Source organism: Myroides sp. TSA_177.3 (genome assembly GCF_052691955.1).
This window is the reverse complement of the sequence record NZ_JBQZGD010000017.1, coordinates 12,023-27,519: the sequence shown is the minus strand read 5'-3', so window position 1 is coordinate 27,519 and position 15,497 is coordinate 12,023. Positions and strand designations below refer to the sequence as shown.

Below are 15,497 nucleotides of genomic sequence, written 5' to 3'. Positions count from 1 at the left end.
AGTCTATTCTTCTACAACATCAAGTTCAACTTTCAAATTATCAATAATAAACTCCTGTCTATCCGGGGTATTTTTACCCATATAAAATTCTAACATTTTTTCAATAGACATCGATTTATCAAGCATCACAGGATCTAAGCGGATACTCTCCCCAATGAAGTGTTGAAACTCATCTGGAGAAATCTCTCCTAACCCTTTGAATCGCGTGATTTCCGGTTTAGGTTTTAGCTTTTCGATAGCTGCTACGCGCTCTTCCTCACTGTAACAATAAATCGTTTCTTTTCTATTTCTCACACGGAATAAAGGGGTTTGTAAAATATACAAATGTCCTTCTTTGATTAATTCAGGGAAGAATTGCAAAAAGAATGTAATTAATAGCAAGCGAATATGCATTCCATCGACATCGGCATCCGTTGCGATTACAATGTTGTTGTAGCGCAAGCTTTCAAAGTCTTCTTCAATATCTAATGCTGCTTGAAGCAAGTTGAACTCCTCATTTTCGTATACAATTTTTTTGGTCATTCCATACGAGTTTAGTGGTTTACCACGTAAACTAAATACAGCTTGGGTATTCACATCTCTCGATTTGGTAATCGATCCAGAAGCTGAATCCCCCTCCGTAATAAAAAGAGTACTTTCTAAATATCTAGGGTTCTTGATGTCTGTTAAATGCACGCGACAATCGCGTAATTTACGGTTGTGTAAACTTGCTTTTTTTGCGCGTTCTTTGGCAATTTTTCGAATACCAGATAACTCCTTGCGTTCGCGTTCCGCTTGCAAGATTTTGCGCAATAACGCATCGGCAATTTCCGGATTCTTATGTAAGTAGTTGTCTAATTGTGTTTTAACGAAGTCATTCACAAACGTTCTTACCGTCGGCAAATCCGGTCCCATATCCGTTGAACCTAATTTTGTTTTGGTTTGCGATTCGAAAACAGGCTCTTCCACTTTTACCGAAATAGAAGCCACGATAGACTTACGAATATCTGATGCTTCAAAGTTTTTGTTGTAAAACTCTTTTAATGTGCGAACCAAAGCCTCTCTAAATGCACCTAAATGCGTCCCTCCTTGCGTTGTATTTTGTCCGTTTACAAACGAGTAGTACTCTTCTGAATATTGTGTTTTACTATGGGTAATAGCAACTTCAATATCGTCACCTGTTAAGTGAATGATTGGATAAACTTGATCTTCTGCATCAATATTTTCATTCAGCAAATCCATTAATCCATTCTCTGAATAAAACTTTTCTCCATTAAAAATAATGGTTAGTCCTTTATTCAGATAGCAATAATTTTTGAGCATGCGCTCAATATATTCTTTGCGGTACTTGTAGTTTTTGAAAATTTTCTCGTCCGCAATAAACGATACTTTCGTTCCTTTGCGTTTCGTAGTTTCCGTTAATTCCTCTTCATTCACCAAATCACCTGCTGAGAATTCAGCTGCTTTTTGTTGATTATCACGAACAGAAACAACGCGGAAATAATTAGATAGAGCATTCACGGCTTTTGTACCTACCCCATTTAGACCAACAGATTTTTTAAAAGCCTTTGAGTCATATTTCCCTCCTGTGTTCATTTTCGACACTACATCGATCACCTTTCCTAACGGAATACCACGTCCAAAGTCACGAACCGTAACCATTTTGTCTTTTAATGTAACTTCAATAGTTTTTCCTGTGCCCATTACAAACTCATCAATACTATTGTCAATTACCTCCTTGATTAGGATATAAATCCCATCATCTGGAGACGATCCATCACCAAGCTTACCGATATACATACCCGGACGCATACGGATATGTTCCTTCCAATCTAAAGAACGAATATTGTCTTCAGTATACTGATTTTGATTTTGCATATAATTTGTTGGAATTTGTGCTAAAATACTACTATTTAAACTAAAATAAAAATGATAAAAATTTGTAATTATCGTTTTTTTGCTACCTAAACTTTCTATTCTTCAACTGTTTTGATAGCATTTTTATCAATTTCTAAAGAAAATTGCCCTGGTCTGATTCGCTCACCGAATAACAATGCATAGTTTTTGGTAAATTCTGCCCCAAAATACAAAATCATCGCAGAATAATACACCCACATCAACATTACAATAATTGACCCCGCAGCCCCATATAAAGAAGAGGTAGCAGTTGTTCCTAAATAGATTCCAATCCCCCATTTTCCGATCATAAATAACACCGCCGTAAAGCCTGCCCCTACAAAAGCATCTTTTAATCGTATAATTCCATTGGGTAATGTTTTAAAAATAAGAGCAAATAAAAAGGTTATTAAAACAAAAACAATGGCATTATTTAAAACCTTAACCAGGTAAATTGTTGATTCCGCAAAAAACTCAGCCAAATAATCGTATAAAATACTAGCCAATGAATTGATGAGTAAACTCACCAATAATAAAAAACCAACAGAAGCAATCATAGCGAAGGAAAGCAGACGATTTTTTATCATTCGAATGACACTTTTTTCAGGCTTTGCAACAAATCCCCAAATGTAATTGATTGAACTTTGTATTTCTGCAAATACTCCTGATGCACTAAAAAGCAACATGGCTATTCCAATTACAGTAGGCAAAACACCTGATCGATTCAGGGTTACATTGTTCATGGCATTTTCTACTTCTCTTGCCGTATTTGGTCCGACTAAATCTGATACCTGTTGGTAAAAGAATGCAGAAACGTCTTTTTCTTCTATAAAAAAGCCTGAGGCTGAAATAATTAGAATAATCAAGGGAGGCAAGGCAAAAATGGTATAATAGGATAGCGCTGCACTAAACTTAGTTGCTCTATCATCTAAAAAATCCATCACTGAATCCTTCAACAAAGTTCCTATTTTCTTAAAGGGTATATGTATCATATTATTTATAGTGTCTCAATATTCCTTGATCATGCAAGGTCCACAAAGCTGCTTTTTGGTTCATTTGTTTCAATCCTTGATTTACCCAGGTGTTACAAGTATAGAATAAACTATAGCTTCCCCTAGCTTCATAAAATGCATCTGATTGATGATATCCTTCCACTTCAATGCGTTGATATGCTCCTTCTTTTTTGTCAAAGCTCGCATCAATATAGTGCACCAATGCTTGATATTCGGCTGTAGACAGCTTTAATTCTACTGTATTTTCATCTAGCGCAAATGCGCCATAAGCCGTCACGTGCATAGCTGATTCCCCAACACCTGATAATGCGCTTAAAGCGGTGGACATACGCAAATCGCTCCAGGAAGGGGTATCGATATAAAATCCTTTATCTCCCCAACCAAAAGCCAGCCACTTGGCTCGATTTAGCGGTTGCTCCACTTTTGTACGCCAATCGATGACTTCATGAACGACTGGCACGACAAAATCGGTATGTACGCCATTGGTTGACAAATAGATAGTCACTTCATCTTCCGTTGCTTGTCTTTTCTCACTTACTCCCCTACTAGGCACGAAAGACAATCCATAGAAAACTGCCACGTAAACCGCAACAAATGTAAAGAAACACAGGGTAAACACTTTTAAAAAACGTGCGATTTTTTTTAGCATATTCTACACAATCAAAACCTAAATATACAAAAAAAGAGAGGTTTTGTAAACCTCTCTTTCTTCAATTCTTCTTCTATTATTGTTATACATTAAAGCGGAAATGCATTACATCACCATCCTTAACAATATATTCTTTACCTTCTACTCTTAGTTTACCAGCCTCTTTTACTTTTGCTTCAGAACCAAATGTTACATAGTCATCATAAGCAATAACTTCAGCGCGAATGAATCCTTTTTCAAAATCAGAGTGAATTACTCCTGCAGCTTGTGGTGCAGTATCTCCAATATTAATCGTCCAAGCTCTTACTTCTTTTACACCTGCTGTAAAATACGTTTGCAATTTCAACAACTGATAAGCTGAACGGATTAATTTTGATGAACCTGGCTCTTCTAAACCTAAATCTTCTAAGAACATTTGACGCTCTTCGAATGTCTCTAGCTCTGTAATATCTGCTTCAGTTCCAACAGCCAATACAATTACTTCTGCATTTTCGTCTTTCACTAACTCTTTTACTTGCTCAACATAAGCATTTCCATTTACCGCTGCTCCTTCATCTACGTTACATACGTATAATACTGGTTTTGTAGTAATCAATTGGAAAGCTTCTAACAATTCTTCTTCGTCTTGATTTTTTGCTTCTACTATACGAGCTGATTTTCCAGCTAATAATGTCTCTCTGATTCGCTCTAATAAATCTGCCTCTACTTGTGCTTCTTTATTTCCAGTTTTAGCCGCTTTTTTTACTTTATCTAAGCGTTTTTCTACTGTCTCAAGGTCTTTCAATTGCAATTCGATATCAATTGTTTCCTTATCGCGAATAGGATTTACTTTTCCATCTACGTGTACAATATTATCGTTATCGAAGCAACGCAATACGTGAATGATCGCATTACACTCGCGAATATTTCCTAAGAATTGATTTCCTAATCCTTCACCTTTACTTGCTCCTTTAACTAATCCAGCGATATCAACGATTTCTACTGTTGCTGGCAAAACGCGCTCTGGATTTACCAATTCTTCTAATTTTAATAAACGTGGATCTGGAACGTTTACAACCCCTACATTGGGTTCAATCGTACAGAATGGGAAGTTAGCGCTTTGTGCTTTTGCGTTTGATAAACAATTGAATAGCGTTGATTTTCCAACATTAGGCAATCCTACAATACCTGCTTTCATATCTTTAGTAACTTAGTATCTTTTTATAATGGTTGCAAATATATTCAAATTTTACAGAAATTCTTCTATAATCCGCTACATTAAAAGGAAGAATACCTTCTAAAAACGCAAACCACCCCTTTTTAGCTCTGAAGTTTCCCTTCAATAGCAGAAAGATTGTACTTTTGTGTTTGATTCAATTTATCGTCTATGTTACTTGAAACCCTTCAAATTAAAGAGATTCATACCCCGCCCTATCCCATGCATTTACTTTTACTTGCGGATGAAACAGTAGAGGCCATTGAACAGTACTTGTATGATAGCCGCGTCTATAGTGTTTGGCATCATGAAGATGAATTGGCTGTTTTTTGCCTGTATCCCCAGGATACAACTTGTTTAGAAATTAAAAACATCGCCGTTAGCACAACCTACCAAAATCAGCATATTGGCAGCTTTTTAATTGAGAAGATTAAAGAAATTGCACGCCAACAAAACTATCAAACCCTCGTTGTCGGAACTTCTGACACAGGAGAGGCACAGATACGTTTCTATGAGCGCAATGGGTTTGTGCAATACGATAAACGAAAGAACTTCTTTATCGACCATTATCCTGAACCTATTTTTGAAAATGGCAAGCAAATGATTGATATGGTTATGTTGAAATGGGAAATTGAAAATCCATCGATTACTAACACAGATACAAAATCATGAGGTAAATAAAAAAGGAGCATATTTCCATACTCCATCATTTATTTTTTTACAGAAAAAGGCTATCGCAATGCGATAGCCTTTTAAATTTTATATTACTTGAAACTGTTAATCTTCTTCGTCAGCAATTTCTAAATCTTTTAATGCATCTAATGAATCATCTGCAGGATCTACAAAATCATCTTCATCCTCGTCATCGAAGTTTTCAATACGATCGGCTAACTTAGTACTTACTTTAACTAGATAGATGGTGTCTTCTGTTCTCACTTCAACAGCCTCAACAGTTTCGTTTTTAATATTTTTAAAACGAATAATATCTGAATCGTCATAACCATCAGGAAATTTTTCCACTAGAAGTGTCAAAATTTCGTTTGTTAATTTCGCGTAATCAACAATTACTCTCTTCATTTTATATTTATTGCTTTATTTCGTTTTCAAATGTAATAGCTAAATCCTAATTAACAAATAAAATGCCAATTATTTTATCAAGATTTTTTATCTATTCATTAATGACCTAAAATGTATGCAAACACTAATGGAGCCACAATTGTTGCATCTGATTCAATTACGTATTTCGGTGTATCAACATCTAATTTACCCCATGTAATCTTCTCGTTAGGCACAGCCCCAGAGTAAGATCCGTATGATGTTGTAGAGTCAGAAATTTGACAGAAATACGCCCAGAAAGGAACATCTTCCCACTCTAAATCTTGGTACATCATTGGTACAACACAGATAGGGAAATCTCCAGAGATACCTCCAGCGATTTGGAAGAATCCAACTCCTTTACCTCCAGAATTAGCACGGTACCACTCTGTTAAGAAGATCATGTACTCAATTCCAGATTTTACTGTATGTACGTTTAATTTACCTTTGATTACGTTTGAAGTAAAGATATTACCACAAGTTGAATCTTCCCATCCAGGAACAACGATTGGTAAGTTTTTCTCTGCTGCAGCAACAATCCAAGAATCTTTCGGATCAATTTCGTAGTATTGTTCTAATACTCCTGAATTTACCACTTGGTATAAGAATTCATGCGGGAAATAACGCTCTCCTTTTGCTTCAGCAGCATGCCATACGTCTTCTAAGTGTTTTTGTAAACGACGGAATGCTTCTTCTTCTGGAATACAAGTATCTGTAACGCGGTTATAGTGATTGTCTAATAATTCTCTTTCTTGCTCTGGCGTTAAATCTCTATAGTTTGGTACTCTTTTGTAGTGAGAGTGCGCTACTAAGTTCATTACGTCTTCCTCTAAGTTAGCTCCTGTACAAGAAATAAAGTGAACTTTATCTTGACGGATCATTTCAGCTAATGAAATACCTAATTCTGCAGTACTCATTGCTCCTCCCATAGAGATAAGCATTTTTCCACCTTCTGCTAAATGCAATTCGTATCCTTTTGCAGCATCTACTAATGCAGCAGCATTAAAGTGTCTATATTGATGCTCAATAAACTGACTAATTGGTCCTTTACTCATTTTATTAATCTTTTAATATTTTATTGTTTATTTATTTTTGTTGTAACCTAATATTTCTAATACTTCATCTGCCGTTTGTTGCTCAGAGAACAATTCAGAAGCAATGATTCCATTTTCATCCTTATCAATCAAGATGTGTTTTGGTTGCGGGATTAAACAGTGGTGAATTCCACCAAATCCTCCAATCGTATCTTGATACGCTCCTGTATTAAAGAATCCGATATACAATGGTTTCTCTTTGTTGTATTTTGGCAAATAAATCGCGTTCAAGTTTTGTTCTGAGTTGTAGTAGTCATCACTATCACAAGTCAATCCACCTAACAAAATACGCTCATAAGCATCGTTCCAACGGTTAATTGGCAACATAATGAATCTTTTGTTAATTGCCCATGAATCTGGCAATGTTGTAATGAAAGATGAATCAATCATATTCCATTTCTCTCTGTCATTTTGTTGTTTTTGGTACAAAATTTCATAAATCGCACCACCACTTTCTCCAACAGTATAAGATCCAAACTCCGTAAAGATATTTGGTACATCTACTTCTGCTTCCTCACAAACAATCTTAATTTGATTGATGATTTCATCTACCATGTATTGGTAATCAAATTCAAATGCCAATGAATCTTTGATTGGGAATCCTCCACCGATATTCAAACTATCTAAGGTTGGACATTCTTTTTTCAGTGTAATATACACTTTTAAACATTTCACTAATTCATTCCAGTAGTACGCCGTATCACGGATTCCTGTATTAATGAAGAAGTGAAGCATTTTTAATTCTACTTTTGGATTTTCTGCAATTTGCTTTCTGTAGAAAGGCAAGATGCTTTTATATCCAATTCCCAAACGAGAGGTATAAAATTCAAATTTAGGAGATTCTTCTGATGCAATACGAATACCAATTTTGAATTTCTTCTCAATTTGGTCTTGCAACAATTCTAATTCCTCGTAATTATCAATAATTGGAATTGTTTTTTCGTGCTTGTTATTAATCAGATTTGCAATATTATCAATGTACTGTGAACGTTTGAAACCATTACAGATAACGAACGTATCTTTGTTGATTTTACCAGTATCCAATAATCTTTCTACAATGTTTACGTCAAAAGCAGAAGAAGTTTCTACGTGAATATCATTTTTAAAAGCTTCATTTAATACATAAGAAAAATGAGAACTTTTTGTACAATAGCAGTAGTAGTAATTTCCTTTATACTTGTTTTTTTCCATTGCCTTTCTGAAAATCCCTTTTGCTTTTGCAATGTTATCAGAAATTTTAGGCAAGTACGTAAATTTTAATGGCGTTCCGTATTTTTCAACTAATCCCATTAAATCGATATTGTGAAATTGAAGATTGTCTTTGTTCAATTTGAACTCCTCTTGCGGGAAGTAAAAAGTTTGGTTGATTAAGTCAACATATTTTGTATTCATTTGAAAAGTCAATTTTAAAAGTTATTAATTATTGTAATTTAAACGGTACTACAACCGCTTTTCAAACTCTAATATTGGCAAATACAATAGGAAGCTTGTTTCTAAAACGGAATGAGTTCAGAGCTTCCTTTGAATATTTAATAATAGTATATACAAAATTAGCCTTTTGTTTTCTCACAAAACGCTTAATGTTCCTTCGAGATGAAACACATAATCTAATATATAAAACATCCATTTTCACGAGCGCAAATGTAACAAAATATTAAATCGAATTTCCAAAAACGCGGTTAAAATCGCGACTATTTTAAATAATCCTCGAACCCTTTCACAATCAAATCCTTAGACACCTCCTTATTGTAAGAACACTGCCCGATATTCGCTAGTAAAACCATTCGAATCTCTCCTGCCCTATTTTTCTTATCAAACTTTAACCATTCCACTATTTCTTCAATGTCTGTTTGGGTAAATAATTGTTTCCCATAAATATATTGTATAGACTCTTTGATTTCTTGATAAGTGGTATTATTTAACCCTAAAATAACAGTTGAGATATATGCTTCCACAACCATACCAATAGCAATGGCCTCTCCGTGCAACATACGATTTTTTGTTGGATTTGTCAAATAATAACTTTCCACCGCATGTCCAATAGTATGTCCAAAATTCAATATTTTGCGCAATCCTATTTCTTGAGGATCTTCTTGCACCACTTGGTTCTTAATCACTACCGAATGGTAAATCAGCGTTTCAATATCGCCAAAATCTACTTGGGCAATATTTTTCAGGTGATTGAAATAGGCTTCATCATAAATGAGTCCGTGCTTCAACATCTCCGCATAGCCTGATTTCAGTTCTCTTGGATCTAAAGTTTCCAGATAAGTAGCATCAATAACCACCATTTGAGGCATAGTAAATGTCCCAATCGCATTTTTCACTCCTTGTAAATCTACGCCTGTTTTCCCGCCAATAGAAGCATCAACCATAGCCAAAAGCGTTGTTGGAACCAAAAAGCAATCAATCCCTCTCATATAAACAGATGCCACAAAGCCTCCTAAATCAGAAACGACTCCACCTCCAACTGCAATAACCGCACTGTGTCTATCCAGTTCTAAATCAAGCATTGCAGACCAAACACCTTCACATGTTGCTAGGTCTTTGGCTGTTTCACCAGGTTCAATTTCAATAATTTCAAAAGGAATGGTTGTCGGAAGGTTCGCTAAAAAATGAGGCAAACAAAGTTCATTACAAGTTGAATCTGTTAAAATCAGCAACTTACTGTATTGTTTTTCGTTCAAAAAGTCACCTAAAATCGCATAACTTTCTACGCCAAAATAAATAGGATAATCAGCTGTTTCTACTTTTATCATTTAAATTCATTTTCTACACAAAGTAAAGTATAAATATTTGAATAAAAACTAAAAGAGTAGCTATATTTGCACAACAGTTATTATTAGCAAATAATGAAAAATTTATTTAACAATACAGAAGTAGCTTTTGCACTTAAGAATAATAAGGAGTTAAAAAGAGCTCACTTTTTATTTAAAATGATTAGCAAACCCGCACTTGTAAAAATGGGGTCCTCTTTAGCTAATTTTGCCATCAAAACACATTTACCTGTAACAGGATTAATACGATCGACGGTTTTTGACCATTTTTGTGGAGGAATCAACGAAGAAGATTGTTTGAGTGTAGTTGATAAAATGTACAATCAAGGGGGCGTTGCATCAGTATTAGACTATTCTGTAGAGGGAAAAGAAACCGAAGAACAGTTTGATGCAGCCTTAAACATGACCATCAAAACGATTGAATTTGCTAAGGCTAGACCTGATGCTATTCCATTTGCAGTTTTCAAACCAACTGGATTTGGTCGTTTCGATATGTTTGTTAAAAAAGGAGAAGGCAAACCATTTACAGCTGAGGAAGAGAAAGAATGGGAACGCATTGTGTACCGTTTTAACATGGCTTGTAAATTTGCTTACGACAATGATGTTCTTTTATTAATTGACGCAGAGCACAGCTGGATGCAGGATGCAGCAGATGCGATTGTATTGGACATGATGCGCAAGTACAACAAGGAAAAAGCATTAATTTACAATACGGCTCAAATGTATCGTTGGGATCGTTTACAATTCTTAAAAGACTTACACGTTATTGCAAAAGCAGAAGGTTTTCATATTGGAATGAAAGTGGTTCGTGGAGCTTACATGGAAATTGAAAGAGAACGCGCTGGACAAAAAGGATATAAATCGCCTATTTGTGTAGACAAACAAGCAACAGATATCAATTATGATGCTGGGGTTACTTTCATGTTAGAAAATATGGACTGTATGGCTTTATTTGCAGGAACGCACAACGAAAACAGTTCAAAATTGGTGATGGAGTTGATGGAGAAACACAACATCGCACATCATGACAAACGACTTTTCTTTGGTCAATTATACGGAATGAGTGATAACATCAGTTTCAACTTGGCTAAAGCAAACTACAATGTAGCGAAGTATCTTCCGTTTGGTCCAGTACGCGACGTAATTCCGTACTTAATTCGCCGAGCACAAGAGAATACATCCGTAAAAGGTCAAACAAATCGTGAATTGGATTTGATTGAAACAGAAATGAAAAGACGCAAAATTTAATTGCTGCTTGATATAAAAATAAAGGCGTATTTCTTTTCGAAATTCGCCTTTATTTTTGCACTTATATTCTACCTATTTTTGCAGCATGCTATCTTATCTTCTTGATTACTATAGCATTGCGAAGTTGTCGCTGTCCGAAATGATCTTGTTTTCGATTATCTGAAGGGTAATTAATTACCCCGTGAATAGGATCGGCTGTATGACTTGATATCCACATGGTTGTCGATCCTCCTCCATCTATATTCAAGGCTTCTTGCACGGGAAAATACTTTTGAATAAATTCAGTCAATTCCTTAGCACTCATTCCTTCAGCTTTCGTACTTCGCCCATCAACTGTAATCAATAACACTTCCTTTTCCGTTAGTGCAACTGCAGTTCGAGGATGTCGAACGCCTTGATGTCGTTCAGGATTTTCATAATGTAATTGTGTCAAATCTCGATGAGGCGTTTTTACAAAATGAGCGCCTACCGGTTTTCCTGCTTCAATTAGAATGGGTGCCCCTGACATGATATTTTCTTCTTTAGCCTTCGCATAAATTTGATTGTCTCCTCTTAAGATGCGCATTTGGTCTTTTGTAAAAGCCAACGCGCCTTCGTGTTTCCAACCAAACTGATGGTGTTTATCTACTTCAACACTATCAATCAAAACCTGATTTATTTTCAAATAAGCCGTTGAATTTCCTTTTGTCAATCCCTTTTCAAAATAAGTTCCATTGATTGCCGCAACAATAGAGGGATCAACCGTTACAGCTTGAGACAAGCTATCTTCAGGCCTAATATCTAGCAGTTCCAATTGCAAAGATTTACTTTTTTTAGGCAATGCTAACACGTGAACAGTTTGATAAGCCTCATAAGGTTCATAGTATTGGCCTACTAAGCGATAAAGCATTAAATCATCCACAAGGCGTTCTTGTTTCCACGGCATATCGTGTTGTAATAAAATAGAGGATTCTTTAGGGAGTACACTTTTACAACTTACAAACGCAAAAGAGAAACAAATCAAACCTAACACTTGTTTTTTTAACTGATATCTATACATAATTTAAAAATAACGCTGAAATAATGCTTCGATATGGGGCTGTACTGCTTCGATCCATCGAGCAAAACCAAGATCGGTAGGATGCACCCCATCTGAAGTACCTTCATGATCGGTTCCCAATAAGTATTCGACATCTACATAGTGCAGGTTTTGAACACCTTGTTGTATCAAGGCTTCATACTCTTTTTTAAACTGCTGATTCTGTGCCAATACTCGTTGGCCTATGATTGTATTGAAATAACCTACTTCGCGAATTACAGAAGGAATCATAACAATGGGTACATCTGGATTTTTCTTCCGATACAAAGCGACAAACGCCGCTGTACGTTGTTTAATTTCCTCTACAGAACTATTGGGTACACAGTCCATAATAAATAAATCTACTTTGGGAATATCAGCTAAAAGTGTAGCTACTGCCTCTTCCATCTTAGCGCTTCCTCCAAAACCATAGTTTAGAAACTCATACCCATATTTTCGTTCCAATTGAGCAGGATAAGCCATACCTGGTCGACTTGCGGAAGCTCCTTGTGCAATACTCGATCCATAAATCAAAATACGCTTGTCGTAAGTGGGTTCTATCGTTTTAAAAGTTGCCTCCTCTTCTACTCCTAGCTGTAAATTAACCAACTCGCTATATACAGGAAAATACAAACGGTATTCTCGATCTTCTCCTGTTAGTTGATCAATAATGATGGCCTCAGTACAATCACTTTTTGCATCAGGGAATCCCGAACGAACATATTGATAGGTTGTGCCTACCTTCGCATAGAGGTCCAAGCCTCTTCGATTTACTTCACTCAAATAAGCATAAACCGTCGACGGTTGAACACACCATTTGGCGCTAATTTGTTTAGCGTTGGTTTTAAAATCAACAAACAAACCTGCACTGTGTCTGCCCGTTTGCTTAACTCCCTTTGGTAACTCCTTATATTTTAGTGTATCTACTCTAGCAAAAGGTTGATGAATCTCGTAATATTTTACTTTTTTTTCTGTTTGTGCCCCCATACAAAATGAATGCAAACACAGCAGTATACCTATTATTTTTTGCATATAATTCCATTTAAATTATGGCTACAAAACAAGACAATTACTATTAGCTTACTATTATCCTGAGGTTATGAAAGGTCTAAGTTTTTCTATTCAAAACAATTTAGCAGTCCTGCCTATCTGGCTCTATTTTCCCTAATCTTGCAACATAAAAAAAGAGAATGCTTATCAAATAAACATTCTCTTTTTAAACCAATTTATATATAATTACAAACTATCTACTGCAATTAGCTGACCAAATTTTGCCATCCTTCGTATAGGCAATAATCAACGTACTTGCATCAATTTTGATGAGATGGGCTTCATCTGAACCAATATTAATCACTGTATTTTCACCGTCTTTCTCAAACTTAACTCCTGTTAGGTTGGGAATCTTATCTGAAAAGATAAAATTATAATCCTTGCCAATCTTCACAACTTCTACATTGCCATTTTCAGCATCAATATGCGTTTCCCCTTCTGTATAGGTGATATGTCCTTTATATTTACCAACAAAAAGATCATTATCTGTTGGATCATCATCCTTACTACATGATAAGGATACAAAAGCGATAATACTACATCCTGCTAGTACCATTCCAATTCTTTTCAGTGTGTTTTTCATAATGTTTTTGTTTTTAGTTACTTAATAATAAAACAAGAATCACACTATTCCCTCTCTTTGTTATGTTTTTTAACATTTTACACCTATTAATCAACCATACAAGCATTATCTTTTAACAACCTTTATTTTAAAGTTGTGGAATTTCTGTAGAAATGTTCTACAAATCACACTAAATCCATGCTTCTCCCTTGTGATTTCACTTTCAATTGCTTTACCTTTGTTTTTTAATTTTGTTTACCATGAGAGAATTTCCCTCTATTCTATTGTCTAAAGATGCCATTGAAAATGATACAGCCCTTGCAGTTGTGAATTCAAATATTTCAGTTGTTAACTATTTACGTCATTCAGAAGTAGGTGATGATGAATTACATCCAGATGCCTTCGCAAGCTATTGCGTTGACTACTATTACAATACAGTAAAAAATGAAGGATTAGCTGCTTTTATTCACAAAACGCAGTGGGATTTGGATCTGATTGAAATTATTCAAGCGGGATTAACAGCCATGAATGCAGTTGAACATTTAGCTTACTTTGAAAAGCAAATGCGTCAAATGAAGCTTTTTAGTAAAATTAAACTAACTAAATTTTTACAGCAACCTTTCGAACAAGGCAAAGAAACGAGTCAATTATTAGAGGATAAGAATTTCCCTCAGGAAGATTTAGTTTTATTAAATGCCAATTGGCTTAAACAGCATCCCGATACGCAAGTTGTAACTATTGATGAGATGCAAGAAATCATTACTGATTTTTTAACTGAAGAAGAAGATTAATTGATACTTAAAAGCGGAACAGCAATTACATGCGTTTCGCTTTGTTTTTTTAAGTATGAGCCCTTACTCCTTTCCTTCTTTTTATCAGCGATTTGCTAACTATTTCGTCTATATTCGTCTGGTGTTTGGCGTACATATTTTTTAAAGAATCGCGTAAAATAGGAACTGTCTTTAAAATTCAGCCGATACGCAATTTCGCTAGCGGATAAATTCGTTGTCATCAACAACCTTTTGCTCTCTAATAAAATACGATCTCGAATTAAATCACCTGCAGACTTACCCTTCATCTTTCGACAAACACTATTCAAATAGTTCGGTGTTACCCTTAAGTGAGTCGCGTATTCTTTAGGGAACTTATATTCATAAAAATGATTTTCAATCAACTGCTCAAAGTGATCTAGAAGAATATTAGAATTAACACTCTCATGTTTAATCTGATTTTTCCGATCAATCTTTCGCTTAGAAATCAAAAGTATTTCTAATAAATAGATACGAATCAAGTTAATATCCTTATTTATCTCAAGTTTTAGTTCATGTAAAATGCTTTGAATTGCATGCTCTACCCGGTTTCCTACTGAATTATTTTCTAATAAATTATGCATAGTGAATCTATTAAAAAAAGCTAGTTCTTGAACAAATAAATGATTCGTAATAAATTTGGTCAAAAAAGCAGATTTAAAATTAATGATGTATCCTTTAATACTCTTGGTTACGCTCCAACGTTGTTGTTCAAAATTACCAACAAAACAAATGTCTCCTTTTTTCAACTCAAATGCCTGCCAATCGGCGTAATATACGCCTTCTCCTTCTGTAATGTAAATGACCTTAAAAAAGTCTTGTTGATTTAAAACAGTTAAACTAGAAGTCCCCAATTGCAAGGCTTGATCAATCTCCATCAATACAAAATCATGTCTATTTCCACTTGCATCATATAAAGCATAGGTATCAAAAATAGTGTCTTTCATTATAAAGCAATTTTTTACATAAATTTATAAAAATAAATAACAAAAATCAATAATATTTAAAAATATTAAATCATTTTAAGTTAAATATCACTTCCAATACAAGTAAACAATCTATTTCCAAACGAC

14 protein-coding genes and 1 pseudogene are annotated in these 15,497 nt (G+C 35.0%); 3 read left to right on the top strand and 12 right to left on the bottom strand.

The window, feature by feature from the left end; all coding sequences use genetic code 11:
• Positions 1-3 precede the first annotated feature (3 nt).
• From ACUTSE_RS14115 to ychF, 4 genes are all read right to left on the bottom strand, one after another.
• Complete coding sequence (locus ACUTSE_RS14115) at positions 4-1,857, bottom strand: DNA topoisomerase IV subunit B (protein WP_115090453.1); 1,854 nt, start codon at positions 1,855-1,857, stop codon at positions 4-6.
• Positions 1,858-1,952: 95 nt separating this feature from the next.
• Positions 1,953-2,867, bottom strand: a complete 915-nt coding sequence (locus ACUTSE_RS14110) for a YihY/virulence factor BrkB family protein (RefSeq protein ID WP_445640704.1) — start codon at positions 2,865-2,867, stop codon at positions 1,953-1,955.
• A 1-nt stretch (position 2,868) separates the two neighbouring features.
• Entirely contained in the window at positions 2,869-3,537 is a 669-nt protein-coding gene (locus ACUTSE_RS14105; protein ID WP_445640703.1) for a TIGR02117 family protein, read from the bottom strand.
• A gap of 82 nt (positions 3,538-3,619) precedes the next feature.
• Complete coding sequence (gene ychF / locus ACUTSE_RS14100) at positions 3,620-4,714, bottom strand: redox-regulated ATPase YchF (RefSeq protein ID WP_002985036.1); 1,095 nt, start codon at positions 4,712-4,714, stop codon at positions 3,620-3,622.
• A gap of 189 nt (positions 4,715-4,903) precedes the next feature.
• Between ychF and ACUTSE_RS14095 the strand changes: the two genes are divergently transcribed.
• Positions 4,904-5,404: a GNAT family N-acetyltransferase gene (locus ACUTSE_RS14095; protein ID WP_445640702.1), complete on the top strand. Its 501-nt coding sequence runs from the start codon at positions 4,904-4,906 to the stop codon at positions 5,402-5,404.
• 108 nt (positions 5,405-5,512) lie between these two features.
• Here ACUTSE_RS14095 and ACUTSE_RS14090 read toward each other — a convergent pair.
• The 4 genes and pseudogenes from ACUTSE_RS14090 to aroB form a co-directional block, all read right to left on the bottom strand.
• A pseudogene (locus ACUTSE_RS14090) lies at positions 5,513-5,809 on the bottom strand (DNA primase); the annotation flags it as partial.
• A 98-nt stretch (positions 5,810-5,907) separates the two neighbouring features.
• Positions 5,908-6,882 carry a deoxyhypusine synthase family protein gene (locus ACUTSE_RS14085; RefSeq protein WP_115090459.1) on the bottom strand — a complete coding sequence of 325 codons (975 nt, stop codon included), beginning with the start codon at positions 6,880-6,882 and terminating at the stop codon, positions 5,908-5,910.
• A 27-nt stretch (positions 6,883-6,909) separates the two neighbouring features.
• Positions 6,910-8,313, bottom strand: coding sequence for a decarboxylase (locus tag ACUTSE_RS14080; RefSeq protein ID WP_002985061.1), 1,404 nt, complete (start codon positions 8,311-8,313; stop codon positions 6,910-6,912).
• 299 nt (positions 8,314-8,612) lie between these two features.
• Entirely contained in the window at positions 8,613-9,680 is a 1,068-nt protein-coding gene (gene aroB / locus ACUTSE_RS14075; RefSeq protein WP_445640701.1) for a 3-dehydroquinate synthase, read from the bottom strand.
• Positions 9,681-9,773: 93 nt separating this feature from the next.
• Here aroB and ACUTSE_RS14070 point away from each other — a divergent pair, with 93 nt between their 5' ends.
• Positions 9,774-10,946, top strand: coding sequence for a proline dehydrogenase family protein (locus ACUTSE_RS14070; protein WP_259190376.1), 1,173 nt, complete (start codon positions 9,774-9,776; stop codon positions 10,944-10,946).
• 88 nt (positions 10,947-11,034) lie between these two features.
• Here the strand turns inward: ACUTSE_RS14070 and ACUTSE_RS14065 are convergent, their stop codons facing one another.
• From ACUTSE_RS14065 to ACUTSE_RS14055, 3 genes are all read right to left on the bottom strand, one after another.
• Positions 11,035-11,985, bottom strand: a complete 951-nt coding sequence (locus ACUTSE_RS14065; protein WP_445640700.1) for a phosphodiester glycosidase family protein — start codon at positions 11,983-11,985, stop codon at positions 11,035-11,037.
• 3 nt (positions 11,986-11,988) lie between these two features.
• A complete protein-coding gene (locus ACUTSE_RS14060; protein ID WP_445640699.1) occupies positions 11,989-13,035 on the bottom strand; it encodes an SGNH/GDSL hydrolase family protein in 1,047 nt (348 codons plus the stop codon).
• Between the two features lie 211 nt (positions 13,036-13,246).
• The gene (locus ACUTSE_RS14055; protein WP_002985071.1) at positions 13,247-13,636 is read right to left on the bottom strand and encodes a hypothetical protein; all 390 of its coding nucleotides are present in this window, start codon (positions 13,634-13,636) and stop codon (positions 13,247-13,249) included.
• A gap of 239 nt (positions 13,637-13,875) precedes the next feature.
• Between ACUTSE_RS14055 and ACUTSE_RS14050 the strand changes: the two genes are divergently transcribed.
• Positions 13,876-14,406, top strand: coding sequence for a DMP19 family protein (locus ACUTSE_RS14050; RefSeq protein WP_445640698.1), 531 nt, complete (start codon positions 13,876-13,878; stop codon positions 14,404-14,406).
• Between the two features lie 95 nt (positions 14,407-14,501).
• Here ACUTSE_RS14050 and ACUTSE_RS14045 read toward each other — a convergent pair whose 3' ends face one another.
• The gene (locus ACUTSE_RS14045) at positions 14,502-15,371 is read right to left on the bottom strand and encodes an AraC family transcriptional regulator (protein ID WP_445640697.1); all 870 of its coding nucleotides are present in this window, start codon (positions 15,369-15,371) and stop codon (positions 14,502-14,504) included.
• Between the last annotated feature and the right edge of the window lie 126 nt (positions 15,372-15,497).

Excerpts from the sequence above, each read along its gene's own strand:
- ACUTSE_RS14115 (WP_115090453.1), bottom strand. The coding sequence starts at position 1,857 with ATGCAAAATCAAAATCAGTATACTGAAGACAATATTCGTTCTTTAGAT.
- ACUTSE_RS14110 (WP_445640704.1), bottom strand. The coding sequence starts at position 2,867 with ATGATACATATACCCTTTAAGAAAATAGGAACTTTGTTGAAGGATTCA.
- ACUTSE_RS14105 (WP_445640703.1), bottom strand. The coding sequence starts at position 3,537 with ATGCTAAAAAAAATCGCACGTTTTTTAAAAGTGTTTACCCTGTGTTTC.
- ychF (WP_002985036.1), bottom strand. The coding sequence starts at position 4,714 with ATGAAAGCAGGTATTGTAGGATTGCCTAATGTTGGAAAATCAACGCTA.
- ACUTSE_RS14095 (WP_445640702.1), top strand. The coding sequence starts at position 4,904 with ATGTTACTTGAAACCCTTCAAATTAAAGAGATTCATACCCCGCCCTAT.
- ACUTSE_RS14085 (WP_115090459.1), bottom strand. The coding sequence starts at position 6,882 with ATGAGTAAAGGACCAATTAGTCAGTTTATTGAGCATCAATATAGACAC.
- ACUTSE_RS14080 (WP_002985061.1), bottom strand. The coding sequence starts at position 8,313 with ATGAATACAAAATATGTTGACTTAATCAACCAAACTTTTTACTTCCCG.
- aroB (WP_445640701.1), bottom strand. The coding sequence starts at position 9,680 with ATGATAAAAGTAGAAACAGCTGATTATCCTATTTATTTTGGCGTAGAA.
- ACUTSE_RS14070 (WP_259190376.1), top strand. The coding sequence starts at position 9,774 with ATGAAAAATTTATTTAACAATACAGAAGTAGCTTTTGCACTTAAGAAT.
- ACUTSE_RS14065 (WP_445640700.1), bottom strand. The coding sequence starts at position 11,985 with ATGTATAGATATCAGTTAAAAAAACAAGTGTTAGGTTTGATTTGTTTC.
- ACUTSE_RS14060 (WP_445640699.1), bottom strand. The coding sequence starts at position 13,035 with ATGCAAAAAATAATAGGTATACTGCTGTGTTTGCATTCATTTTGTATG.
- ACUTSE_RS14055 (WP_002985071.1), bottom strand. The coding sequence starts at position 13,636 with ATGAAAAACACACTGAAAAGAATTGGAATGGTACTAGCAGGATGTAGT.
- ACUTSE_RS14050 (WP_445640698.1), top strand. The coding sequence starts at position 13,876 with ATGAGAGAATTTCCCTCTATTCTATTGTCTAAAGATGCCATTGAAAAT.
- ACUTSE_RS14045 (WP_445640697.1), bottom strand. The coding sequence starts at position 15,371 with ATGAAAGACACTATTTTTGATACCTATGCTTTATATGATGCAAGTGGA.